The organism is Geobacillus sp. PK12 (genome assembly GCF_004123125.1).
In the GTDB taxonomy this organism is placed as follows: Bacteria; Bacillota; Bacilli; order Bacillales; family Anoxybacillaceae; genus Geobacillus; species Geobacillus zalihae.
In genome coordinates, this window is the sequence record NZ_SDKL01000069.1 from 1 (window position 1) to 22,518 (window position 22,518).

The window sequence follows — 22,518 nt, forward strand, 5'->3', positions numbered from 1 at the left end:
AGTTGGGGCCAGCGCCCCTGCAAGAGTAGGTCGCTGCTAGGCAGCTTCATTCACCAGGGAGTTTCGACACGCCTCATTCCCTTTTTCTTTTTAGGGGCGATTGCGCAACAGGGCGATCTGTCAGCGAGCCAAAAGGCTGCGCGGGATCGTCCTTTTTGTTTTTCCTTTTCTCCTATGCCTATTTTTCGTTTTGGAAGTGGCGGCAAGATGTTCGGATATGATACAATTTCAAAAGCAAGAGTGAAGATGATAAAAGGGGATAAGGTAGAACAAAATGAAAAAAATTGAAATTTTGGTGCATTCTCCGGAAGAAACGAAGTCGGTGGCCCGCCGGCTGGCGGAACATCTTGAGCGGGGAATGGTCATCGCATTAGAAGGTGATCTCGGGGCGGGAAAGACGACGTTTACGAAAGGTCTTGCTGAAGGGCTGGGCATTACGCAAACGGTCAATAGCCCGACGTTTACCATTATTAAGCAATATGATGGTCGGCTTCCGCTTTATCATATGGATGTATACCGACTTGAAGATGAATGGGAAGATCTTGGATTTGACGAATATTTTGCTGGCGATGGCGTCACGGTTGTTGAATGGGCGCATTTGATCGCTGGCCAGTTGCCTGAGGAACGGCTGACCGTTTTCTTGTTTCATCGTGGCGGCGATGAGCGGTTGCTTCACTTTGAGCCGTCGGGGGAGCGTTATGAACAGTTGTGCAAGGAGATTTTTCCGTCATGAAAGTATTGGGAATTGATACATCGAATATGCCGCTTGGCATTGCGTTGGTAGATGGTGATGTCGTGAAAGGGGAATTCATCACCAATGTGAAAAAAGACCATTCATCCCGGGCGATGCCAGCCATTGAGTTGTTGCTTCGACGATGTGACGTTGCTCCAAAAGATCTCGATTTAATCGTTGTAGCGAAAGGGCCGGGGTCGTATACCGGGGTGCGGATCGGCGTGACGATTGCGAAAACGCTTGCCTGGTCGCTCGGTATTCCGATCGCCGGAGTGTCGAGCCTTGAGGTGCTCGCCGCCAATGGCCGTTATTTTCCTGGGGTGATCGTTCCGCTGTTTGACGCACGGCGCGGACAAATTTACACCGGGCTTTATCGCTACGAAGGCGGTGCGCTCCGCTGCCTTGAGGAGGATCGGATTGTGGCGGCGGATGAGTGGGCGCGTCGGTTGAGCGAGCGGGAAGAGGATGTATTGTTCATTGGTGCGGATGCACCGCTATATCGTGATTTGTTTCGAAGTCATTTAGGCGAACGGGTTCACGTGGCTCCGTCGTCTTTGGCGTTGCCGCGTCCGAGCGAGTTGGTGATGCTAGGCAAACAAAAAGAGCGCGAGAACGCCCATGTGTTTGTGCCGAACTACCTCCGCCTTGCCGAGGCGGAGGCGAAATGGCTCGCGAAACAAAAAGGGGAACAGAACGATGGGGATCAATGTTCAATTTCGGCCAATGACCATTCATGACATTGATGAAGTCGTGCAAGTCGAGCGGGCATCGTTTACTTCGCCTTGGAGCCGTGAATCGTTTTACAACGAGCTCATGTACAACCGCTACGCCAAATATATCGTCATGGTGTACAACGGGCGGATCATCGGGTATGGTGGGATGTGGCTTGTCATCGATGAGGCGCATGTGACGAATGTAGCCGTGTTGCCGCAGTTTCGTGGGCAAAAGCTTGGTGAAGCGCTCATGCGGCGCTTGATGGACATGGCCAGGCAGCACGGGGCGGCGACGATGACGCTTGAGGTGCGCGTGTCCAATCATGTTGCCCAGTCGCTGTACCGAAAGCTAGGGTTTCGCAACGGAGGCATTCGCAAACGGTATTATCCGGATAACTTTGAAGACGCGTTAGTCATGTGGGTGAAGCTGAGATGAATGAGGACGTATATGTATTAGGCATTGAAACGAGCTGCGATGAAACGGCGGCAGCAGTCGTGAAAAACGGAAGAGAGGTTTTATCGAATGTAGTGGCGTCGCAAATGGAAAGCCATCGGCGGTTTGGCGGCGTCGTGCCGGAAATTGCTTCCCGCCATCATGTGGAGCAAATTACGCTCGTTATTGAAGAAGCGATGCAGCAGGCCGGCGTATCGTTTGCGGGCCTTGATGCGGTGGCGGTGACGGCCGGACCGGGGCTTGTCGGAGCGCTTCTTGTCGGGGTCAACGCGGCGAAAGCGTTAGCGTTTGCCCATGGATTGCCGCTTATTGGGGTGCATCATATCGCCGGTCATATTTACGCCAATCAATTAGTGGCTGAAATGAAGTTTCCGCTGTTGGCGCTCGTCGTTTCCGGTGGTCATACGGAACTCGTGTTCATGAAGGAGCATGGGAATTTTGCGGTGATCGGTGAAACGCGCGATGACGCTGCCGGTGAGGCGTATGACAAGGTGGCGCGGGCTTTAGGCCTTCCGTACCCAGGAGGACCGCACATCGACCGGCTGGCTCATGAGGGAGAGCCAGTGATTGATTTGCCGCGAGCGTGGCTTGAGGAAGGTTCGTATGATTTCAGCTTCAGCGGCTTAAAATCGGCGGTTCTCAATGCGCTCCACAACGCGAAGCAGCGCGGCGAGGAGATCGATCCGAGACAGATGGCCGCGAGCTTTCAGGCCAGCGTCGTCGATGTGCTGGTGACGAAAACGGTGCAGGCCGCCAAAGAATACCGCGTACGGCAAGTGCTGCTCGCCGGGGGGGTGGCGGCCAACCGCGGGCTGCGGGCTGCACTGCAGGATAAAATGAAAGAGCTCCCCGATGTGGAGCTTGTCATCCCGCCGTTATCGCTATGCACCGATAATGCTGCGATGATTGCCGTTGCGGGAACAGTGTTATATCAACAAGGAAAGCGGGCTGATTTGGCGCTCAACGCCAATCCAAGCTTGCCGCTTGTCTAGGCAGTTGGCTGAAACGCGAAAGACACCGAAGGGCGATCCGTTTGCGGCAGGCAAACGGATCGTCCTTTTTGTTTTCATGTGAAAAAAGTTTGTGTATATTTTTATCCACAAATCTGTGGACAATGTGGAAAAAGCGGTAAAACATGATCAACATAAGAAAAACAATACACAGCGATTTTTGTGCAAAAGGAAGATGTTTTTTGTGGATAATGTGGAAAAGTTGGTGAATAACTTATATTCCATGGTGGAAATTGTGGATTCTTTTGTGGATAATGTGACTAACTAAAGAACAACCCGCCGAAACTAGAGGCGGGTTGTCGGTTATAGTGAAGTATAAAGCTGTTCCCATTCGGCCAATAACGTTTCGACTCGCTGCTTCCGCTCGTCGTTTTCTTGCGTCAATCGTTGCATCGTCTCATAGTCGCCGTAAACGGATGGATCACAAAGTTTTTGCTCGATCTCAGCGATTTGTGCTTCAAGCGCTGCAATCTCGGCTTCGATTTCATCCAAGCGGCGTTGGCGCTGGCGCCGTCGTTTTTTTTCCTCTTTTTCTTGCTCGTATGTCGTTTTGGCAGAATCACTTGCCGTTTCTGTCGGGCGGACGTTCAGGAGCGCCAATTCGCGCATTTCTTCTTTTTTGGCGATGTAGTAATCATAGTCGCCTAAGTATTCCGTTAGGCCTCCGCTGGAAAGTTCAAACACCTTTGTTGCGATTCGGTTGATGAAATAGCGGTCGTGGGAAACGAACAAAATCGTTCCCGGGTAGTCGATGAGCGCTTGCTCGAGCACTTCTTTGCTGTCAAGGTCGAGATGGTTTGTCGGTTCGTCCAAAAGAAGGACATTTGCTTTTTGCAGCATCAGCTTGGCGAGCGAAAGGCGTGCTTTCTCCCCGCCGCTTAAAGCGGAGACCGGTTTTAAAACGTCATCGCCGGAAAACAGGAAGTTGCCGAGCACGGTGCGAATTTCTTTTTCCGTCTTTTCGGGGTAGGCGTCCCACAGCTCGTCAAGCACCCGTTTGTTCGATGACAAATCAGCTTGGTCTTGATCGTAATAGCCGATTTGGACGTTTGCGCCGTAGCGGAGCTCTCCTGTTTGGATAGGGAGTTTTCGGGCGATCGCCTTCAGCAATGTCGACTTGCCGATGCCGTTCGGCCCGACTAGGGCGACGCTTTCGCCGCGCGTGATGCGGAAGCTGATTTGGCGGATGATGGGTGCACCGTCGTCATAGCCAACGGCTATGTCTTCAGCGGTGAGCACTTCATAGCCGCTCGGTCGATCGATCGAGAACGAAAAGGAGGCTGATTTTTCATCGCCGACAGGCCGTTCGAGCCGTTCTATTTTTTCCAGTTGCTTTCGCCGGCTTTGCGCCCGTTTGGCCGTCGAGGCACGTGCGATGTTGCGCTGGATGAAGTCTTGGAGTCGGGCGATTTCTTCTTGCTGTTTCTCGTACCGTCTTAACTCTTGTTCGTATTGCTCGGCCCGCAACTCCAAATAGCGGCTGTAGTTGCCGGCATAGTGTTTGAGCGTGGCATTCGACAGTTCGTATACGTCGGTGACGATTTTGTCTAAAAAGTAGCGGTCGTGGGAAACAACCAGGACGGCACCGGGATAGGCTTGCAAGTACTGCTCCAGCCAGGCAAGCGTCTCAAGATCCAAATGGTTCGTCGGCTCGTCCAAAATCAATAAATCCGGCTTGGACAACAGCAATTTCCCAAGGGCAAGCCGCGTCCGCTGTCCGCCGCTTAACGACGAGACCGGCGTTGTTTTATAATCATATGAGGAAAACTGCAGCCCGTGCAAAACGGAGCGGATGTCGGCTTCGTATTGGTAGCCGCCTTGTTCTTTGTATTGTTCTTGCAGCTCGTCATACATTTTCAGCGTTTTTTCATAGCGAGCGGGATCGGCGAGTACGTCCGGGTCGCCGAGTTGCATGCTGAGTTCGGCGAGCTGTTTTTCGAGTCCTAGAAGCGGGGTGAATACCTCAAGCATTTCGTCCCAAATGGAACGCGGCGAGTCGAGCCCGCTGTTTTGCGCCAAATAGCCGATTTTGATATGGTTTGGTTTGATGATTTTGCCGCTGTCGAAAGAGAGTTCACCGGCGATGATTTTCAACAATGTCGATTTTCCCGCTCCGTTGCGGCCGACAAGGGCGATTCGGTCGCGGGACTGTATTTCTAGTTTTATATTCGATAAAATAAGGTCAGCGCCGAAATATTTCGTGAGCCCGTGCACTTGCAAAATGATCATGTCCGTCACCTCGCGAATAGTTTAACGCAAGTCGCGAAAACGGTCAAAGACGAATGATGAAAAATCGTGTATAGTGTATAAATGGAGGAGATTGTATTGTCATCGTTCACTCATTTCAATGAACAAGGGCGCGCGAAAATGGTTGATATTACGCACAAAGAAGATACTGTGCGAGTGGCTGTGGCGCAAACGAGCGTGACTGTCAGCCGGGAAATTTACGAAAAAATGACGAGCAATGCGATCGAGAAAGGGGATGTGCTCGCCGTCGCTCAAGTGGCGGGGGTGATGGCGGCGAAGAAGACAGCTGACCTTATTCCAATGTGTCACCCGCTTATGTTAAAGGGTGTGGACATTGCTTTTGCTTGGGAAAACGATGGAGAAGCGCATAAGCTCGTCATCACGGCAACGGTGAAAACGAAAGGGAGCACAGGAGTGGAAATGGAAGCGCTGACGGCCGCTTCGGTCTGTGCGTTGACAGTGTACGATATGTGCAAGGCGCTTGATAAAGGAATGGTCATCGGTCCGACGTATTTGGTCGAAAAAACGGGCGGGAAGTCTGGCCATTACCGACGGAAAACCGATTAGCTAGGGGATGAGATCATGAGCAACGAACAACCGAAAATTCCGCAGGCAACCGCCAAACGGCTGCCGCTTTACTATCGGTTTTTGAAAAACTTGCACGCTTCCGGCAAGCAACGCGTCTCCTCTGCCGAGTTGAGCGAGGCGGTGAAAGTCGATCCGGCGACGATCCGCCGTGATTTCTCCTATTTTGGCGCGCTTGGCAAAAAGGGATACGGGTATAATGTCAATTATTTGTTGTCGTTTTTCCGCCGGACGCTTGAAGAGGATGAGGTGACCGAAGTCGCCTTGTTTGGCGTCGGCAATTTAGGCACCGCCTTTTTAAACTATAATTTTTCGAAAAACAACAATACGAAAATCGTGATGGCGTTTGATGTCGATGAGCGGAAAGTAGGGACGACAGTCGGCGGGGTGCCGGTCTATCATCTCGATGAGTTGGAGGAGCGGCTTCACGAAAACATCCCGGTCGCCATTTTAACCGTGCCGGCCGCCGCGGCTCAAGCGCTGACCGACCGCCTTGTCGCGCAAGGAATTAAAGGCATTTTAAACTTTACTCCGGCGCGGTTGAACGTGCCGAACCATATTCGCGTCCATCATATCGATTTAGCCATTGAGCTGCAGTCGCTCGTCTATTTTTTGAAAAACTATCCATCGCCATCGTAAAAAGGAGAGAACAACACATGAAATATTTGTTGCTCGTTGCTGTGATTTTGTTGCTGTTTGGCACGAAAAAGCTGCCGGAATTAGGGCGGTCGTTCGGCCAGTCGCTTCGCGAGTTTAAAGACGCCACAAAAGGGCTCGCTGATGACGAAGAAACGAAAACCGACCGATGACAAGGCAGGATGGAGAAACAATGAATGACAAAGAAATGTCGGTGTATGAGCATCTGGGTGAACTGCGAAAACGGCTCATCATCGTGCTCATCTTTTTTGCTGCGGCGCTTGTCGTTAGTTTCTTTTTTGTCGATGATGTCATTTTGTATTTGCAGCGAACGGCCGAGGCGAAGCATTTGACCATGAACGCCTTCCGCCTCACCGATCCGATTAAAGTGTATTTTCAGTTTGCCTTTGTCATCGCGGCTGTACTGTCGGCTCCGGTGCTGTTGTATCAAATTTGGGCGTTTGTCAGCCCCGGTCTGTATGAAAAAGAGCGGAAAGTGACGTTAAGCTATATCCCGGCGTCGATCGTTCTTTTTTTAGCAGGCGTCAGCTTCGCTTATTTCGTCTTGTTTCCGTTTGTCGTTCGATTTATGAGCCGGCTGGCTGACCAACTAGGGGTTCAACAAATGATCGGCATTAATGAATATTTTCAGTTTTTGCTTCAGCTCGTGCTGCCGTTTGGCATCGTGTTTCAGCTGCCGATCGTCGTGTTGTTTTTCACCCGCTTAGGGCTTATTACGCCGCAGCTTCTTGTTCGCATCCGCAAGTATGCGTATTTGGCGCTGCTTATTTTAGCGGCGGTCATTACGCCGCCGGATGTGCTGTCGCAAGTGATCGTCATGATTCCGCTCACCATTTTGTATGAAGGAAGCATTTGGGTGGCGCGCATCGGCTATCGGAAAGCGCAGCGAGCAGCCGAGGAGGAAGGCAAATGAGTGAGGCGGGACGAAAAACATTGAGAGGAAAGCGAGCAAGGCCGGGCCAAACGAAGGGGCCGTCTCAAAAGCCGCAACACAGGACTTTGAGGCCGGCCTCTTGTTTTTTGTTTCCATTTTCACGATATGATCGCCGTCATGAGACTGATGTTCTGGTCCCTTCCCGTCCGAATCACGGGAAGGGGTCAGCGTTTTGAGGCGAAAAGAAGGCGAAGGGCGGTGCCGAAATCAAAGGCAGCGAGCGCCGCTAAAGCGATGGTGGAGACGTTCCAAACCGTTTCATGAGCACTTTCGATGGCCAAATACGTAAACATTGAGCCTAAGACGAAATACGGAAGCGAAAACAGCTGAGGGTTTCGCATCATAGCCAAACCCTCCAAACGGCGAGCGGCAGCTCGGACTGGCGCATCATGTTCTCAATCTCGTCGGCCAACAGCGTCTGCATGGCGACGACGAACGTATTCATGGCGACATGGGCGAAAATCGGCACGAAAATGCGTCCGGTTTTCGCGTATAAAAACGCGAATACCATCCCCATGGACGTGTACAAAAGCAAATGCTCCGGCTCCATATGGACAAGGGCAAACAAGAGCGAACTGACAAGCGCCGCCAACCAAAAGTTGTATTTTTCATAAAGCGAGCCGAAAATGATTTTGCGGAAGATAATCTCCTCCAAAATCGGGCCGATGACGGAGGTGACGACGATAAGCAGCGGCGTCAGGCGGATGATATCGATGATTTGCCTTGTATTTTCCGACCCTGGTTTGATGCCGAGCAACCGCCATTCGATGTTGGCGGCGATGCTTTGCGCCGTGAGCGCCAAAAAGACGCCCAAGACCGCCCACATCCACGAGGAACCAAGCGGCAGCCGCCGCATCATTCGTTCGTTGCGGTCACCGCGGAGCAGCCATAGGATAATGACAAAAGCGAGCAGGAAACTAATGATCGCCCAATACCCGGAAGCCAGTTTGGCGGCTTCGAGGCGGCTTTCCGTTCCTTGGCCGACGCCGAGGGCGCGAAGAAGCGGCACGCCGACAAAGGCGGACAGCTGCATGACGATATACGTGATGATGACGTACCAGTGGTTGCGTTTCAAACCCTCTACCCCTTTTATTTCAAATTATATCCGTATTGTAGCACATGTATGGCGAAAATAGTAAGAAAACTGCATCCTCGCATCCCACCTCACCGCCGTAAAAAAATTAACCGGAGCCGCTTATCAGTCCGAGGAATGTGAAATAATGAAAATGAGCTCCGCGCGGATGGGGAGTAGAGGCAAAACAACCGGCTCCTTTTGCTCTTTCTTCTTTAGGAGAGAAAAACAGTTATTTTTTTGCATTTCCTACTTGCAAAACGGAAAGAAGTTCATTAATATTATAAGTGTGTTAGCACTCGATAGTGATGAGTGCTAATAAGAACGGCGAAAACTATCGTTAAGGAGGTCGTTTCCCGTGTTGAAGCCATTAGGCGATCGCATTGTCATTGAAGTCGTGGAAACAGAAGAAAAAACGGCGAGCGGCATCGTGCTGCCGGATACGGCGAAAGAAAAACCGCAAGAAGGCCGCGTTGTCGCTGTCGGTGCAGGCCGCGTGCTCGATAACGGCCAACGCATCGCGCCGGAAGTCGAAGTTGGCGACCGCATTATCTTCTCGAAATATGCGGGCACAGAAGTGAAATACGACGGCAAAGAATACTTAATTTTGCGCGAAAGCGATATTTTGGCTGTCATCCGCTAATATATGCGTTCATCACATAAACATTCCGAAAACATACTGGGTACTTAATCGGATACTTAACTTGTGGCACGCAGTCCAACAATTTCATAAGGAGGTAACGGGGTATGGCAAAACAAATCAAGTTCAGCGAAGAAGCGCGCCGTGCGATGTTGCGCGGGGTGGACAAACTTGCAGACGCAGTGAAAGTCACATTAGGTCCGAAAGGCCGCAACGTCGTATTGGAGAAAAAATTCGGTTCGCCGCTCATCACGAATGACGGGGTAACAATCGCGAAAGAAATCGAACTCGAAGACCCGTTTGAAAACATGGGCGCGAAATTGGTCGCTGAAGTCGCCAGCAAAACGAACGACATCGCTGGGGACGGTACAACAACCGCTACGGTATTGGCTCAAGCGATGATCCGCGAAGGCTTGAAAAACGTGGCTGCTGGTGCCAATCCGATGGGTATCCGCCGCGGGATTGAAAAAGCGGTTGCGGTTGCTGTTGAAGAATTAAAAGCCATCTCCAAACCGATCAGAGGGAAAGAGTCGATCGCCCAAGTGGCTGCGATTTCGGCTGCTGATGAAGAAGTCGGTCAATTGATCGCTGAAGCGATGGAACGCGTCGGCAACGACGGCGTCATCACGCTCGAAGAATCGAAAGGCTTCACGACAGAACTCGACGTTGTCGAAGGGATGCAATTCGACCGCGGTTACGTTTCGCCGTACATGATTACGGATACGGAAAAAATGGAAGCCGTTCTCGAAAATCCGTACATCTTGATTACGGACAAAAAAGTATCGAGCATCCAAGAGCTGTTGCCTGTTCTTGAGCAAGTCGTGCAACAAGGCCGTCCGCTCTTGATCATTGCGGAAGATGTTGAAGGCGAAGCATTGGCGACGCTTGTTGTCAACAAACTGCGCGGCACGTTCAATGCGGTAGCTGTCAAAGCGCCTGGCTTCGGTGACCGCCGCAAAGCGATGCTCGAAGACATCGCGATTTTAACGGGCGGTGAAGTCATCTCCGAAGAGCTCGGCCGCGAACTGAAATCGACAACGATCGCTTCGCTCGGCCGTGCGTCGAAAGTTGTTGTTACGAAAGAAACGACGACGATCGTCGAAGGCGCTGGCGATTCGGAGCGCATCAAAGCGCGCATCAACCAAATCCGTGCGCAGCTTGAAGAAACGACTTCGGAATTCGACCGCGAAAAACTGCAAGAACGCTTGGCGAAACTCGCTGGCGGCGTAGCGGTCATCAAAGTGGGCGCAGCGACAGAAACGGAATTGAAAGAACGCAAACTGCGCATCGAAGACGCGCTCAACTCGACTCGTGCGGCTGTTGAAGAAGGCATTGTCGCTGGCGGCGGTACGGCATTGATGAATGTCTACAGCAAAGTCGCGGCCATCGAAGCGGAAGGCGATGAAGCAACCGGCGTGAAAATCGTCTTGCGCGCAATCGAAGAACCGGTTCGTCAAATCGCGCAAAACGCTGGTCTGGAAGGCTCGATCATCGTTGAGCGCCTGAAAAACGAAAAACCGGGCATCGGCTTCAACGCGGCAACAGGTGAATGGGTCGACATGATCGAAGCTGGCATCGTGGACCCGACGAAAGTCACTCGTTCGGCGCTGCAAAACGCTGCCTCTGTCGCCGCCATGGTCTTGACGACAGAAGCGGTCGTTGCCGACAAACCGGAAGAAAACAAAGGCAACAACAACATGCCGGATATGGGCGGCATGATGTAATCTCGCCGCAAAAGCCTTGGAGCACCGGGGGAGTTCCCCGGTGTTCTTTTTCTTTTTGACTATATATGCCTCAGCCAGGTGTTCTTACAGCCGCTGATCGGGTGAAGGGCAGCTGTTGTTTCTCCCTCATATCGCTATTCTATTGCACCTTTTCCTCCGCTGTGCTAGTTATCGCACCTCAATGAAAAACGCATAAATCGCATCCCCTTTTTTCCAAGAGGCGTGAATGGCATAAATGTATGCCCCTTTCTTTTCCGGAAGAGTAATGATTCCGTTTTGCACCGGGCGCCAGTCGGCATCTCCGCCGTTCCATACACCCGCTTCGATCGTCAACGGGCGGTCGTCAAATTGGAGGTGTAATTTTGCCCCAGGGGCAACCGGATGGGGATTCATGTTTTTCACGAGCAGCGGCGGGGCGGCAGCGTCGGCCACGACTCCGCGGCCGCCTGTTGACCATGTATATGTTCCGAGGCGGTGGTCGATTGTCTCTCCGTCGACGGCCAATCGTAAGTCAGGCGGTTGGATGTCGCCCGATTGGCAACCGGACAGCCATACAGCGATGAGGAGCCATAGCCATCTATTTTTCATGTCGTTTCCCCCTTTCTCAGTTAGACGTTTTGCCTGCTCATTTGTTTCATTGTCGATTGTGATTTTGGGTAAAATTAGAAATGGAAAGGCGATATCCAAAGGAGGAGAATGGAATGAACGTGCGGATTGAACGCGATTCGCTCGGTGAGGTGCAGGTGCCGGCTGATAAGTACTGGGGGGCGCAGACGGAGCGAAGCCGGCAAAACTTTCACATCGGCACGGAAACAATGCCGTTGGAATTGATCTATGCGTATGCCGAGCTGAAAAAAGCGGCGGCCATCGTCAACCACCGAGCCGGGAAGTTGAGCGAAGCGAAGCAGCGGGCAATTGTCGCCGCGTGCGAGGAAATTTTGGCGGGCCAATGGGATGAGCATTTCCCGCTCGTCGTCTGGCAGACGGGAAGCGGGACGCAGACGAACATGAACGTCAATGAAGTCGTGGCGAGACGGGCGAGCGAGCTGCTGGATGAGGGGGAAGGGCGCATTCACCCGAACGATGATGTGAACATGTCGCAAAGCTCGAACGACACATTCCCAACTGTGATGCATATCGCGATCTTCACGAAGATCCAAACGCACCTCCTGCCAGCGCTTGATGGCTTGATCGGGACATTCGCTGCGAAAGAACGCCAATATGAAAAGACGATCAAAATCGGGCGCACCCACTTGCAAGACGCGACGCCGCTCACATTTGGGCAGGAGATTTCCGGCTGGCGGACGATGCTGGAAAAAAGCAAGGCCATGATCACCGAAGCGAGTGAGAAGCTGCTTGATTTGGCGATCGGCGGCACGGCGGTCGGAACCGGAATCAATGCGCCGCCGGGATTTGGCGAACAAGTGGCCGAGCAGCTGAAGGCGCAAACCGGCTATCCATTCCGTTCGGCAACCAATAAATTCCATGCTCTGACAAGCCATGATGAGATCGTGTATGTCCACGGAGCGTTGAAAGCGCTCGCCGCCGATTTGATGAAAATCGCCAACGATATCCGCTGGCTGGCGAGCGGGCCGCGCTCCGGGCTCGGGGAGATCACGATTCCAGCCAATGAACCCGGAAGCTCGATCATGCCGGGGAAAGTGAATCCAACGCAAAGCGAAGCGATGACGATGGTCGCCGTGCAAGTGTTCGGCAATGACGCCACGATCGGCTTTGCGGCGAGCCAAGGCAACTTCCAATTAAATGTGTTCAAGCCGGTCATCGCCTATAACGCCATTCAGTCCGTGCAGCTGCTCGGCGATGTGATCCGCTCGTTTGATGAACGGTGCGCCCAAGGGCTGGAGGCGAACGAAGCGAAAATGAAAGAATACGTGGACCGCTCACTCATGCTCGTGACGGCGTTGAGCCCGCGTATCGGCTACGACCGGGCGGCGGAAATCGCCAAGCTCGCCCATCGCGAAGGGTTGACGCTCAAGGAAGCGGCGTTGAAAACAGGCTATGTGACGGCGGAACAGTACGAGGAATGGGTGAGACCGGAGAAAATGATTTAAGGGAAAAGCGCTCATCCCGCTTCCGTGGGATGGGCGTTTTCATTTTTGACTTCTCCCTTTTTTCTCCTTCTCCCCTTTGTTGCAAATCCATTCCAAAAGTTGTGTATATTCGATATTATATTAATAGTAGAAACTAGATAGTGCCTACTCCTAAAAGTCCCATTGATCACCATAAAAGGAGTTTGATGTCATGACGATCAACGAACCGTTGCTTTCCCCGCTTGAGCAAGTTGTCCGCAATATTGAACAAGTCATTGTCGGAAAACGCAATGTCATTGTGCTCAGTTTAACGGCGCTGTTGGCCAAGGGCCATGTGTTGCTTGAAGATGTGCCCGGCGTCGGCAAGACGATGTTGGTGCGTGCGCTGGCGAAATCGTTCAACGTGGAGCTGAAGCGCATTCAGTTTACGCCGGATTTGCTGCCGAGCGATGTGATCGGCGTTTCCGTCTATAATCCAAAAGAACGGCAGTTTGAGTACAAGCCCGGCCCGATTGTCGCTCATATTGTGTTGGCTGATGAGATTAACCGGACGTCGCCGAAAACGCAGTCGGCGCTGCTTGAGGCGATGGAAGAAGGAAGTGTGACGGTGGATGGTGTCACCCGGGTGTTGCCGCAGCCGTTTTTGGTGATGGCGACGCAAAATCCGATTGAGTATGAAGGAACGTACCCGCTCCCCGAGGCCCAGCTTGACCGGTTTTTGTTGAAATTGCACATGGGCTATCCGTCCCCTGACGAGGAAATCGAAATGTTAAACCGTCTAGAAAAGACGGCACCGCTGGCGGAGATCGGCCCGGTGATGTCGCTTGATGAATTGCTTGCGTTGCAACGAAAGGTAGCCGACGTGCATGTGAGCGATACCGTGAAACGATATATCGTCGATCTTATCCAGCAAAGCCGTCAGCATGAAGCGGTCTATTTAGGCGTCAGCCCGCGCGGGTCCGTCGCTTTGATGAAGGCGGCGCAAGCGTACGCGTTCATCCATGGCCGCGATTTTGTCATCCCCGATGATGTGCAGCACCTTGCTCCCTATGTGCTGGCTCATCGCCTGCTTATTCGCCCGGAAGCGAAATGGGACAAGCTTGATGCTGAAATGGTCGTCAGTCAGCTTGTTTCCCGTACGCCAGTGCCGGTGCAAGGGCGGAGATAAAAGCGATGAACGCGAAGCGAATGAAGAAGGGGAGGCGTTGGCTCCCGCTTATTGGATTGTTGCTGTTGACCGCAATCTTGTTTTCCTACGCCATGTTTCAAGGTGGATTTGTCAGCTGGTTTTTGTTTTACAGCTTTTTGCCGTTTGGACTGCATGCGTTTGCCGTCGCCTTGTATCCGCTCAGACGCGTTGCGGTGATTCGAACCGTGCCGGCGCGGCGCTACCATGCGGGTGAATCGATTCCGGTGATGGTTCGTATCGAGTTGCCGTGGGCGGTTCCGCTGGCGGCGCTTGCTGTTGCTGAGGAAGGGTGGAAGCACGGAGGAGAGATGATTGCGATTGCTTGGCCGTTTCGCCGCCATCTTTCTTGTACATGGCCGCTTTCCTTGCCGCGCGGCCGTCATCAATTGGAAGCTGTTCGCTTGGAAGCGCGCGATGTCTTTGGCTGGGTGAACAAAACGGCATCGTTTTATGCCCCGTGCACGGTCATCGTCTATCCACGTTATATCGAATGGCCGCCTGAGATGGTGCGCGAATGGTTTGCCCAAGGAAAAGCTGCGCGCACGCTTGCCTATCGCCGCGATATGGCCGTGGCGGCCGGCGCCCGTGAATACGTGCCTGGGGACAAAATGTCGTGGGTGCATTGGAAGGCGTCAGCGCGCAGACAGGAACTGATGACCAAAGAGTTTGATGAACAGCGCAATGACGATTGGATCGTTGTGCTCGACGGCGCCGCGTCTCCATGGTTTGAGGAGCTTGTCACGTTAGCGGCTTCCGTATCGAAGGCGTTGATAGATGAAGGGGTGCCGGTCGGGATGCTCGTTGCTGGAAAAGAGCGTTCTTTCTTAGCGCCGCGCCGCCATGACGGACAGTGGCAGTCGATTCTTCTCCGGTTGGCGGAAGTGGACGTCGGCGGCCAAGAGCCGCTCGCGCATGTTTTAGCTGAGGAGGCGAACTGGAGGACGGCTGCTGGTTGCATCATTGTGACGTCCGCGTTGTCCGCCCAGTTGGCCGGGCAGCTGCGAGCAATGGCGCCAAAACGCCATATTGTTCTGTATGTTGTCAACCGTGAATGGGGAGAGGATGAGCGGAATTGGGCGGACAGGCTTCGCCGCAGCGGAGTGTACGTATCGCGCATTGACCCGCAGGCGTTGCAAACCGTCCGGCAAGGAGGAGGAGACGGATGAGACCGTTAGGGGCAAACATGTTATCTACCGTGCTGTCTAACGCCCTAGCCGCTTGGCTGCTCACGGAATGGCTTTGGCCGTTAGAGGCCGTCACCGATACAGCGCATATAGGCGTGTTTGTATCATTTGTCGCCCTTTGTTTCGGACTTCATTTGCTCCGTGTTCCCATATGGCTTTCCGCGCTCGGGAAAATGGTTTATATATGGTGGGCGCTTTCTCGTCTATTTTCTTTTGCTTCGATCGCCGCTTTGCCTCATGCGCTTTGGCGGGATAGCACCGTCTGGTTGTTGGGCGACCGGTCTTCTATGCCGGGTGATGCGCTGCGCACCTTTGTCTTTTTTCTGCTGTTATGGGCCGTTTCGTTCCTGTTGCATTGGCTTATTGTACGGCGGAATCGGTGGTTTGTCCCATACGCGTTGACAGTTGGGTATATCGCTGTGCTTGATACGTTTCTGCCATATAGCGGCAACGGGGCGATCCTTCGTCTTGTTGCGCTCGGCTTTTTTGCCTTCGTTTGGCTCCAGGGCGAAGAGCTGCAGGCAAAAGCGCCGTCTTTTCGCATCGGAACGTGGCGGGCGGCCGCTCTATTCATTCCTGCCGTCGCTCTTGCGGTTGGGTATGCGGGACCAAAGCTGCCGCCGCAATGGCCGGATCCGGTGGCGTTTATCCGCAGCGATCACGCCCAGCCGGAAGAAACGAACGATGACTCACCTTCTCCTGGTGTGGCAAAAGTGGGATACGGACAGAATGATTCCCGCCTCGGCGGGCCGTTTATTGCTGATGATGCCGTCGTTTTCATTGCCAAAGACCAAGGCCGTCATTATTGGCGCGTCGAAACGAAAGACATTTACACGGGAAAAGGGTGGGAAGCGTTTCAAAGCGAACAAGTCCAGTCGTTTGGAAACGGTGAGCTGATTAGGTATGAATGGTGGAGCGACAAAGTCAAGACGGTCGAGCAGACGGCGGAAATCACCCGCCAAGACCAGGCGTTTCATCTCGTCTATCCGCTCGGCTTGCAACAGGTGCAAACGTCTGACCATATCGTCTACCGCATGCATATGGCGACGGAAAAAATTTATACGAGCGATCAAAACGCCAACGCGCTTCCGATCCGTCAGTATATGCTGACGTATATGGAGCCAGATTTTCCGATTGAGGCATTGCGCGCCGCTCCTCCTGTCCAAGACCCGCCCTTTTTGAAACGTTATACGCAATTGCCAGAGACGCTTCCGCAGCGGGTTCGCGAGTTGGCGAAGCAAATTACTGATGGAAAAGAAACCGTGTACGACAAGGTAAAAGCGATCGAGCAATACTTCCATCTGAACGGATACACGTACGAAACGACGGACGTCGCTGTTCCCGGGCCTGATCAAGATTACGTCGACCAGTTTTTATTTGAGACGAAGCAAGGGTATTGCGACAATTTTTCCACCTCGATGGCGGTGCTCGTCCGCACACTGGGCATTCCAGCGCGCTGGGTGAAAGGGTACACATCCGGACGGTTGGTTGGGGAACAAGACGGGCAATCGGTTTATGAAGTGCGCAACAACGACGCCCATTCATGGGTCGAAGTGTATTTTGAAGGCATCGGCTGGGTGCCATTTGAACCGACGCAAGGGTTTGTCAATCCATATGCGTTCTCGCTTGCCGCTTCGAATCCAGAGGAGCCAGAACCACAGCTGCAGCCGGAAGAACGGGAAACGCCGCGTGTGCCGCTCGATCAATTACTTGAGCAACCTTCGACGGCACAGGGGGAGCATTGGTGGGAGAAGCTGGCGGATGTTTGGTCGTGGAAAATGGGGTTGACCGCGCTGGTCGTGTTGGCCGTGTTGGGCGGAGCGGCCTATGCGACAAGGCGGAAATGGTGGCCGCGCTTTACGCTGTTTCGGTTCCGCCGCCGGAAACTCGATGGGGCCGCCTGGCTCATTTCTGCGTACGGGGCGCTTCTTCGCCATTTGCAAGATTATGGACTTAAGCGTCGGCCGCATGAAACGCTGCGTCAATACGCCGCCGAAGTGGATCGCCTGTTTGAAACAGATGAAATGAATCGGTTGACGAAACTATATGAACGCGCCGTATACGGAACGGGAATCAAGGAAGCCAATGTCCGTGAAGCGGTGGAATTGTGGGAAAATTTAATAAAAAGGACGATCTCTTGACCGTATGCCGGCAAGTTGATAGAATGAACTCAAATTTGCATACGGATAGACGAAAACCCTTCATATAAGCGCAAGAATATGGCTTGCGCGTCTCTACCGGGCCGCCGTAAACGGCCCGACTATGAAGGCAGAAGACGCTGCTATTCTGCCTTCATCCATATTTTGGGCAATGGCAGCGTTATTTTTTTGACGGGGTGGAAAACATGAACCAAGAAATGATCGTCGTCTTGGACTTTGGCAGTCAATATAACCAGCTGATTACCCGCCGCATCCGAGAGTTTGGCGTCTACAGCGAACTGCATCCGCACACGATCCGTGCTGAGGAAATTCGTGCGCTGAACGCCAAAGGAATCATTTTCTCGGGCGGTCCAAACAGCGTGTATGATGAACAAGCGTTTACATGCGATCCAGCGATTTTTGAGCTGGGGCTGCCGATTTTAGGGATTTGCTACGGGATGCAGCTGATGGCGCACCATTTAGGAGGTAAGGTGGAAAAAGCGACGCACCGTGAATACGGCAAAGCGCTCATCCAAGTGAAAAACGATTCTTTGCTTTTTCATGGTTTGCCGGACGAGCAAGTCGTTTGGATGAGCCACGGCGATTTGGTGACCGCTCCGCCGGCTGGTTTCGCTGTCGATGCGACGAGCCCTTCGTGCCCGATTGCTGCGATGAGCGATGAACGGCGAAAATGGTATGGAGTGCAATTCCATCCAGAAGTGCGCCACTCGGTATACGGCAATGATCTATTGAAGAAATTTGTCTTTGAGGTGTGCGGCTGCCGGGGCGACTGGACGATGGAAAACTTTATTGATGAGCAGGTGCGCCGCATCCGTGAACAAGTGGGCGGAAAAAAAGTGCTGTGCGCCTTAAGCGGCGGAGTCGATTCGTCGGTTGCTGCCGTTTTGGTGCACCGCGCCATTGGCGATCAACTTACTTGTATTTTCGTCGACCATGGCCTTTTGCGCAAAGGTGAAGCCGAAAGCGTCATGAAGACGTTCCGTGAGCAGTTCCAAATGAATGTCATTAAAGTTGATGCGAAAGACCGCTTTTTGGCGAAACTCAAAGGGGTTACGGACCCGGAACAAAAGCGGAAAATCATCGGCAACGAGTTTATTTACGTATTTGACGACGAGGCGGCCAAGCTTGAAGGCATTGAATTTTTAGTGCAAGGCACGCTCTATACCGACATTATCGAAAGCGGCACGGCGACGGCGCAAACGATCAAATCGCATCATAATGTCGGCGGTTTGCCGGAAGATATGAAATTCGAACTGATCGAACCGCTCAATACGCTGTTTAAAGACGAAGTGCGTGCACTCGGCACGCAACTAGGAATCCCAGACGAAATCGTCTGGCGGCAGCCGTTCCCGGGGCCAGGGCTTGGCATCCGTGTTCTTGGAGAAGTGACGGAAGAAAAATTGGAAATCGTTCGCGAATCAGACGCCATTTTGCGCGAAGAAGTGAAAAAAGCGGGGTTGGACCGCGAAATTTGGCAATACTTTACCGTCCTTCCCGACATTCGTAGCGTTGGGGTGATGGGGGATGCCCGCACGTACGATTATACGGTCGCCATCCGCGCGGTGACCTCGATCGACGGGATGACCGCCGATTGGGCGCGCATCCCGTGGGATGTGCTCGAGCGGATTTCAACGCGCATCGTCAATGAGGTGCCGCATGTCAACCGCGTCGTCTACGATATTACAAGCAAGCCTCCGGCAACGATCGAGTGGGAATAAAAACGAACAAAAGACGGACATTTCCAAAGAAATGTTCGTCTTTTTTCTTGACAGGTCATCTTCAGGCTGATACAATAGCCGTGGAATCATGAATATTGTTGAATTCCGTCGTATAATCCCGGGAATATGGCTCGGGAGTTTCTACCAAGCTACCGTAAATAGCTTGACTACGAGGGATGCGGGATCGGAGAGTGCTTGTTTGTCCTCTCTCTGTTCGTCATTCCTTCCTAGTCAACGCTTCTGGTAGCTGCTAGAAGCGTTTTTTATTTTATGTATAGGAGGGGGCAGACGTGAGAAAGTACTTCCAGTTTGATGAGCTCGGCACGAACTATCGAACGGAGATTATCGCCGGGCTGACGACGTTTTTGTCGATGGCGTACATTTTGTTCGTCAACCCATTTACCTTGTCGTTAGGGGCTGTGAAAGATTTTCCTGATGAACTGCGCATTGACCAAGGCGCCGTGTTTGTCGCCACGGCTTTGGCAGCGGCGTACGGATCGATTTTGATGGGAGTGTTGGCCCGCTATCCAATCGCCTTGGCGCCTGGGATGGGGCTGAATGCCTTTTTCGCCTTCACCGTCGTGCTGCATATGGGCATTCCGTGGCAAACAGCGCTGGCAGGGGTGTTTGTTTCCGGCATCATTTTTACGATTTTATCGCTCACCGGCATTCGGGAAAAAATTATCGATGCCATTCCCGTTGAACTGAAATATGCAGTCAGCGCCGGAATTGGCCTGTTCATCACGTTCATCGGCTTGCAAAACGCTGGAATTATTGTCGATAACAAAGCAACGCTCGTTGGATTAAGTTCATTGAAAGACGGCAATACACTGTTGGCCATTTTTGGATTGTTCATTACTGTTGTTTTGATGGTAAGAAAAGTAAACGGCGGCGTCTTTTACGGCATGGTCATTACCGCGATTGTCGGCATGATTTTCGGATTGATCAAAGTGCCGCATCAAATTGTCGGCGCTATTCCGGATATTTCGCCAACCTTCGGTGTAGCGATCAAGCATTTGCCGGACATTTTCTCGTGGAAAATGCTCGGCGTTGTCTTAACGTTCTTTATTGTCGACTTTTTCGATGCGACAGGGACGCTTCTAGCTGTCGCCAACCAAGCCGGACTGCTGAAAAACAACAAACTGCCGCGCGCCGGCAAAGCGCTGCTTGTCGATGCGACAGCAGTGATGGTGGGGGCGGTGTTTGGCACATCGACGACGACATCGTACATCGAATCGTCAGCCGGCGTCGCCGCCGGAGGACGCTCTGGGTTTTCGGCCGTTGTGACGGGGATTTTGTTCTTGCTGGCGTTGTTCTTCTCGCCGCTCCTGAGCGTCATTACCGCACCGGTCACCGCACCAGCGCTCATCATCGTCGGGGTGTTGATGGCTTCGTCGATCGGCGAAATTGACTGGAAAAAGTTCGAAGTCGCCGTGCCGGCGTTCTTCACGCTCATCACGATGCCACTTTCCTACAGCATCGCCACTGGGATTGCCGTTGGATTCATCTTCTACCCGATCACGATGATTTTAAAAGGCCGCGGCAAAGATGTTCATCCGCTGTTGTATGTGCTATTTGTCGTCTTTATCTGCTACTTCGTCTTTTTGCGGGAATAGAGAGGATCGGAGGACTGTTCCTAAGGCGGGTTTGCCGTCATGGGAACAGTCTTTTTTTATTTGCCAAGAAGGGATTGGCGGACGACTGGCGTGTTTAGGTTGATATGCTATAATGAGAAAAATGATGAAAGGGGAATGAACGATGTTTATCCATCGCTTAGAGGAACATTCATGGCTAAAGTTGCTCACAATGGAAGATGCGGAATCGCTTTTTGCGTTGATTGACTCCTGCCGCCCGCATTTGCGTCAATGGCTCCCATGGGTGGATTCAACCCAAACAGCAGCGGATTCGAAGACGTTTATCTTTCAAGGATTGCAGAAGTTTGCTGCTGGCAATGGTTTTGAGGCAGGAATTTGGCATCGTGGCCAATTGGCTGGTGTGATCGGAATTCATTATATGGATCGAGCGAATCGAAAAACGAGCATTGGCTATTGGCTTGGCGAATCGTTTCAAGGAATGGGGCTGATGACGAAAGCGTGCAAGGCGTGCATCGACTATTTGTTCGTTGAGCAGGGGATGAATCGTGTCGAAATCCGCTGTGCAACAGAAAATCGCCGGAGCAGAGCGATTCCTGAACGGCTGGGATTTACGAATGAAGGGACGATTCGAGATGCGGAGTGGCTTTACGATCATTTTGTCGACCATGTTGTGTACGGGATGTTAGCGAGAGAATGGAAGAAATGTGAATAAGGGAGTTTGGGGCCGAAAGAAAAAACTTGAAGTGTGAGTAAAATATTTGTGGGTGACATTTCGAAATGATCCCCGACGAGGGTTGCGAACTTTTGTTCGCGACGCTCGTCGGGGCCACCAAGCGAAGCGCGGTAGAACAAGCAAAGATCATGCAAAAAGGACTCTCTCCCTGCTATGATGGTGATTGTCAACATCAACCGAAAACAGGAGGGAGAGAGTCCATGACCTGAATCCGTGACAGAAGTGTATCAAAAATGTTGGAAAACCCAATCACGCCAAAGTATCAACTCAATTCCGAATATTCACCTATTAGGTGAAGAACCCTGAGCACAATATTTGTTGATTTATCAAGTTGTCTTGGCAGTTTGAACGCGTCTTTATCACGGATTCAGGCATGAAACATCTTACCACATAATGGACTTTATGGAAAGATTTGGATGATCAATTGTTGAGAACTCTTCAAAAGGTGTTCGCTGTCTTGTTGGCGGCCCTTTTGGAGGAGATCGATCAACAACTGGCGGAAGCGCGGGACAAGCGCCGGTATCAGCTGAAAGACAAACGGCCGACTACGATCCAAACGCTGTTTGGGGAAGTGACGTTCCGACGGAACTACTACTATGATCGACAAACGGGGGCGTATACGTTCTTGCTGGATGCCGAACTGGGCTTTGATGGAGCGCAGTCGATCAGCCCTTGCCTCGAGGAAACGGCGGTCGAGTTGGCCGTCGAGTGCTCTTCCTACCGCAAAGCGGCTCGCACGCTGGAGTCGATCGTGGGGTATGCGGTCCTCAGCCACGAGGCGATTCGCCAACTGGTGCTGGAGGCCCCTGTCTCGCTGCATCACCCTGTTTCCAAACGGCACGGCCGGGTGCTGTTTGTGGAGGCCGATGGACTGTTTATTTCCCGCCAGGGGAAAGGGAAACGGGCGAAAGAAGAGAAAATCCTGGCGGTTCACGAGGGATGGAGACGAAACGGGTCGCAGCTTGAGCTGGTGAACCGGCGCCACTACCTCCATGAAGGGACGGGGGACGTGTGGGAACGGTTTGAGGAGTGGCTGATGAAGGAATATGCCTATGATCCGTGCCAAGACCTATTGGTCATCAACGGCGACGCGGCGTCGTGGATCACGGCCTGCCGGGAG

22 protein-coding genes, 1 pseudogene and 2 riboswitches are annotated in these 22,518 nt (G+C 52.5%); of the genes and pseudogenes, 19 read left to right on the top strand and 4 right to left on the bottom strand.

What is annotated here, in order from left to right:
* From ETR37_RS19260 to tsaD, 5 genes are all read left to right on the top strand, one after another.
* A partial coding sequence (locus ETR37_RS19260) for a hypothetical protein (RefSeq protein WP_164978018.1) occupies positions 1 to 288 on the top strand: 288 nt, incomplete at its 5' end.
* The gene (gene tsaE / locus ETR37_RS17105; RefSeq protein WP_020754880.1) at positions 275 to 733 is read left to right on the top strand and encodes a tRNA (adenosine(37)-N6)-threonylcarbamoyltransferase complex ATPase subunit type 1 TsaE; all 459 of its coding nucleotides are present in this window, start codon (positions 275 to 277) and stop codon (positions 731 to 733) included. The genes ETR37_RS19260 and tsaE, both read left to right, overlap by 14 nt.
* Positions 730 to 1,470, top strand: coding sequence for a tRNA (adenosine(37)-N6)-threonylcarbamoyltransferase complex dimerization subunit type 1 TsaB (gene tsaB / locus ETR37_RS17110; RefSeq protein WP_015373795.1), 741 nt, complete (start codon positions 730 to 732; stop codon positions 1,468 to 1,470). The genes tsaE and tsaB overlap by 4 nt, the downstream gene beginning before the upstream one ends.
* Positions 1,430 to 1,882, top strand: a complete 453-nt coding sequence (gene rimI / locus ETR37_RS17115; RefSeq protein ID WP_011229747.1) for a ribosomal protein S18-alanine N-acetyltransferase — start codon at positions 1,430 to 1,432, stop codon at positions 1,880 to 1,882. The genes tsaB and rimI overlap by 41 nt, the downstream gene beginning before the upstream one ends.
* The gene (gene tsaD / locus ETR37_RS17120; RefSeq protein ID WP_013144049.1) at positions 1,879 to 2,892 is read left to right on the top strand and encodes a tRNA (adenosine(37)-N6)-threonylcarbamoyltransferase complex transferase subunit TsaD; all 1,014 of its coding nucleotides are present in this window, start codon (positions 1,879 to 1,881) and stop codon (positions 2,890 to 2,892) included. Before rimI ends, tsaD begins: the two co-directional genes overlap by 4 nt.
* A gap of 321 nt (positions 2,893 to 3,213) precedes the next feature.
* Here the strand turns inward: tsaD and ETR37_RS17125 are convergent, their stop codons facing one another.
* The gene (locus tag ETR37_RS17125; protein ID WP_015373796.1) at positions 3,214 to 5,139 is read right to left on the bottom strand and encodes an ABC-F family ATP-binding cassette domain-containing protein; all 1,926 of its coding nucleotides are present in this window, start codon (positions 5,137 to 5,139) and stop codon (positions 3,214 to 3,216) included.
* Between the two features lie 96 nt (positions 5,140 to 5,235).
* Between ETR37_RS17125 and moaC the strand changes: the two genes are divergently transcribed.
* The 4 genes from moaC to tatC are packed head-to-tail and all read left to right on the top strand — an operon-like array spanning position 5,236 to position 7,312.
* Positions 5,236 to 5,724: a cyclic pyranopterin monophosphate synthase MoaC gene (moaC, locus tag ETR37_RS17130; protein WP_011229750.1), complete on the top strand. Its 489-nt coding sequence runs from the start codon at positions 5,236 to 5,238 to the stop codon at positions 5,722 to 5,724.
* A 15-nt stretch (positions 5,725 to 5,739) separates the two neighbouring features.
* A complete protein-coding gene (locus tag ETR37_RS17135) occupies positions 5,740 to 6,381 on the top strand; it encodes a redox-sensing transcriptional repressor Rex (RefSeq protein ID WP_013144051.1) in 642 nt (213 codons plus the stop codon).
* 17 nt (positions 6,382 to 6,398) lie between these two features.
* Positions 6,399 to 6,551 (top strand): twin-arginine translocase TatA/TatE family subunit, encoded by a 153-nt coding sequence (gene tatA / locus ETR37_RS17140; protein ID WP_013144052.1) that lies wholly within the window; start codon positions 6,399 to 6,401, stop codon positions 6,549 to 6,551.
* Between the two features lie 20 nt (positions 6,552 to 6,571).
* Positions 6,572 to 7,312, top strand: coding sequence for a twin-arginine translocase subunit TatC (gene tatC, locus ETR37_RS17145; protein WP_129447571.1), 741 nt, complete (start codon positions 6,572 to 6,574; stop codon positions 7,310 to 7,312).
* 185 nt (positions 7,313 to 7,497) lie between these two features.
* On the opposite strand, the gene ETR37_RS17150 is transcribed toward tatC, so the two are convergent.
* Both ETR37_RS17150 and ETR37_RS17155 read right to left on the bottom strand, forming a co-directional pair.
* Positions 7,498 to 7,677 (bottom strand): YdiK family protein, encoded by a 180-nt coding sequence (locus tag ETR37_RS17150; RefSeq protein ID WP_013144055.1) that lies wholly within the window; start codon positions 7,675 to 7,677, stop codon positions 7,498 to 7,500.
* Positions 7,674 to 8,408 (bottom strand): CPBP family intramembrane glutamic endopeptidase, encoded by a 735-nt coding sequence (locus tag ETR37_RS17155; RefSeq protein WP_015373797.1) that lies wholly within the window; start codon positions 8,406 to 8,408, stop codon positions 7,674 to 7,676. The genes ETR37_RS17150 and ETR37_RS17155 overlap by 4 nt, the downstream gene beginning before the upstream one ends.
* A gap of 355 nt (positions 8,409 to 8,763) precedes the next feature.
* On the opposite strand from ETR37_RS17155, the gene groES reads away from it, so the two are divergent.
* Both groES and groL read left to right on the top strand, forming a co-directional pair.
* Positions 8,764 to 9,048 carry a co-chaperone GroES gene (gene groES, locus ETR37_RS17160; protein ID WP_013144057.1) on the top strand — a complete coding sequence of 95 codons (285 nt, stop codon included), beginning with the start codon at positions 8,764 to 8,766 and terminating at the stop codon, positions 9,046 to 9,048.
* A 104-nt stretch (positions 9,049 to 9,152) separates the two neighbouring features.
* Positions 9,153 to 10,769, top strand: coding sequence for a chaperonin GroEL (gene groL / locus ETR37_RS17165; protein WP_129447572.1), 1,617 nt, complete (start codon positions 9,153 to 9,155; stop codon positions 10,767 to 10,769).
* Between the two features lie 168 nt (positions 10,770 to 10,937).
* Here groL and ETR37_RS17170 read toward each other — a convergent pair whose 3' ends face one another.
* Positions 10,938 to 11,357: a hypothetical protein gene (locus tag ETR37_RS17170; protein WP_015373799.1), complete on the bottom strand. Its 420-nt coding sequence runs from the start codon at positions 11,355 to 11,357 to the stop codon at positions 10,938 to 10,940.
* A 113-nt stretch (positions 11,358 to 11,470) separates the two neighbouring features.
* On the opposite strand from ETR37_RS17170, the gene fumC reads away from it, so the two are divergent.
* The 8 genes and pseudogenes from fumC to ETR37_RS17215 all read left to right on the top strand — a co-directional run.
* Positions 11,471 to 12,841: a class II fumarate hydratase gene (gene fumC, locus ETR37_RS17175; RefSeq protein WP_129447573.1), complete on the top strand. Its 1,371-nt coding sequence runs from the start codon at positions 11,471 to 11,473 to the stop codon at positions 12,839 to 12,841.
* Positions 12,842 to 13,031: 190 nt separating this feature from the next.
* The gene (locus ETR37_RS17180; protein ID WP_129447574.1) at positions 13,032 to 13,988 is read left to right on the top strand and encodes an AAA family ATPase; all 957 of its coding nucleotides are present in this window, start codon (positions 13,032 to 13,034) and stop codon (positions 13,986 to 13,988) included.
* A gap of 5 nt (positions 13,989 to 13,993) precedes the next feature.
* A complete protein-coding gene (locus ETR37_RS17185; protein WP_129447575.1) occupies positions 13,994 to 15,175 on the top strand; it encodes a DUF58 domain-containing protein in 1,182 nt (393 codons plus the stop codon).
* Positions 15,172 to 17,334 carry a transglutaminase TgpA family protein gene (locus tag ETR37_RS17190; RefSeq protein ID WP_129447576.1) on the top strand — a complete coding sequence of 721 codons (2,163 nt, stop codon included), beginning with the start codon at positions 15,172 to 15,174 and terminating at the stop codon, positions 17,332 to 17,334. The genes ETR37_RS17185 and ETR37_RS17190 overlap by 4 nt, the downstream gene beginning before the upstream one ends.
* A gap of 40 nt (positions 17,335 to 17,374) precedes the next feature.
* Positions 17,375 to 17,476: riboswitch (purine riboswitch) on the top strand.
* A 61-nt stretch (positions 17,477 to 17,537) separates the two neighbouring features.
* The gene (gene guaA / locus ETR37_RS17195; RefSeq protein ID WP_011229763.1) at positions 17,538 to 19,070 is read left to right on the top strand and encodes a glutamine-hydrolyzing GMP synthase; all 1,533 of its coding nucleotides are present in this window, start codon (positions 17,538 to 17,540) and stop codon (positions 19,068 to 19,070) included.
* Between the two features lie 88 nt (positions 19,071 to 19,158).
* Positions 19,159 to 19,260, top strand: a riboswitch (purine riboswitch).
* A 100-nt stretch (positions 19,261 to 19,360) separates the two neighbouring features.
* Complete coding sequence (locus tag ETR37_RS17200) at positions 19,361 to 20,686, top strand: NCS2 family permease (RefSeq protein WP_011229764.1); 1,326 nt, start codon at positions 19,361 to 19,363, stop codon at positions 20,684 to 20,686.
* Positions 20,687 to 20,828: 142 nt separating this feature from the next.
* Positions 20,829 to 21,377, top strand: coding sequence for a GNAT family N-acetyltransferase (locus ETR37_RS17205; RefSeq protein ID WP_060788652.1), 549 nt, complete (start codon positions 20,829 to 20,831; stop codon positions 21,375 to 21,377).
* A 394-nt stretch (positions 21,378 to 21,771) separates the two neighbouring features.
* Positions 21,772 to 22,518, top strand: a pseudogene (locus tag ETR37_RS17215) (UPF0236 family transposase-like protein); the annotation flags it as partial.

Coding starts and splice junctions, on each gene's coding strand:
- tsaE (WP_020754880.1), top strand. CDS start 275: ATGAAAAAAATTGAAATTTTGGTGCATTCTCCGGAAGAAACGAAGTCG.
- tsaB (WP_015373795.1), top strand. CDS start 730: ATGAAAGTATTGGGAATTGATACATCGAATATGCCGCTTGGCATTGCG.
- rimI (WP_011229747.1), top strand. CDS start 1,430: ATGGGGATCAATGTTCAATTTCGGCCAATGACCATTCATGACATTGAT.
- tsaD (WP_013144049.1), top strand. CDS start 1,879: ATGAATGAGGACGTATATGTATTAGGCATTGAAACGAGCTGCGATGAA.
- ETR37_RS17125 (WP_015373796.1), bottom strand. CDS start 5,139: ATGATCATTTTGCAAGTGCACGGGCTCACGAAATATTTCGGCGCTGAC.
- ETR37_RS17135 (WP_013144051.1), top strand. CDS start 5,740: ATGAGCAACGAACAACCGAAAATTCCGCAGGCAACCGCCAAACGGCTG.
- tatA (WP_013144052.1), top strand. CDS start 6,399: ATGAAATATTTGTTGCTCGTTGCTGTGATTTTGTTGCTGTTTGGCACG.
- tatC (WP_129447571.1), top strand. CDS start 6,572: ATGAATGACAAAGAAATGTCGGTGTATGAGCATCTGGGTGAACTGCGA.
- ETR37_RS17150 (WP_013144055.1), bottom strand. CDS start 7,677: ATGATGCGAAACCCTCAGCTGTTTTCGCTTCCGTATTTCGTCTTAGGC.
- groL (WP_129447572.1), top strand. CDS start 9,153: ATGGCAAAACAAATCAAGTTCAGCGAAGAAGCGCGCCGTGCGATGTTG.
- ETR37_RS17170 (WP_015373799.1), bottom strand. CDS start 11,357: ATGAAAAATAGATGGCTATGGCTCCTCATCGCTGTATGGCTGTCCGGT.
- fumC (WP_129447573.1), top strand. CDS start 11,471: ATGAACGTGCGGATTGAACGCGATTCGCTCGGTGAGGTGCAGGTGCCG.
- ETR37_RS17180 (WP_129447574.1), top strand. CDS start 13,032: ATGACGATCAACGAACCGTTGCTTTCCCCGCTTGAGCAAGTTGTCCGC.
- ETR37_RS17185 (WP_129447575.1), top strand. CDS start 13,994: ATGAACGCGAAGCGAATGAAGAAGGGGAGGCGTTGGCTCCCGCTTATT.
- ETR37_RS17190 (WP_129447576.1), top strand. CDS start 15,172: ATGAGACCGTTAGGGGCAAACATGTTATCTACCGTGCTGTCTAACGCC.
- guaA (WP_011229763.1), top strand. CDS start 17,538: ATGAACCAAGAAATGATCGTCGTCTTGGACTTTGGCAGTCAATATAAC.
- ETR37_RS17205 (WP_060788652.1), top strand. CDS start 20,829: ATGTTTATCCATCGCTTAGAGGAACATTCATGGCTAAAGTTGCTCACA.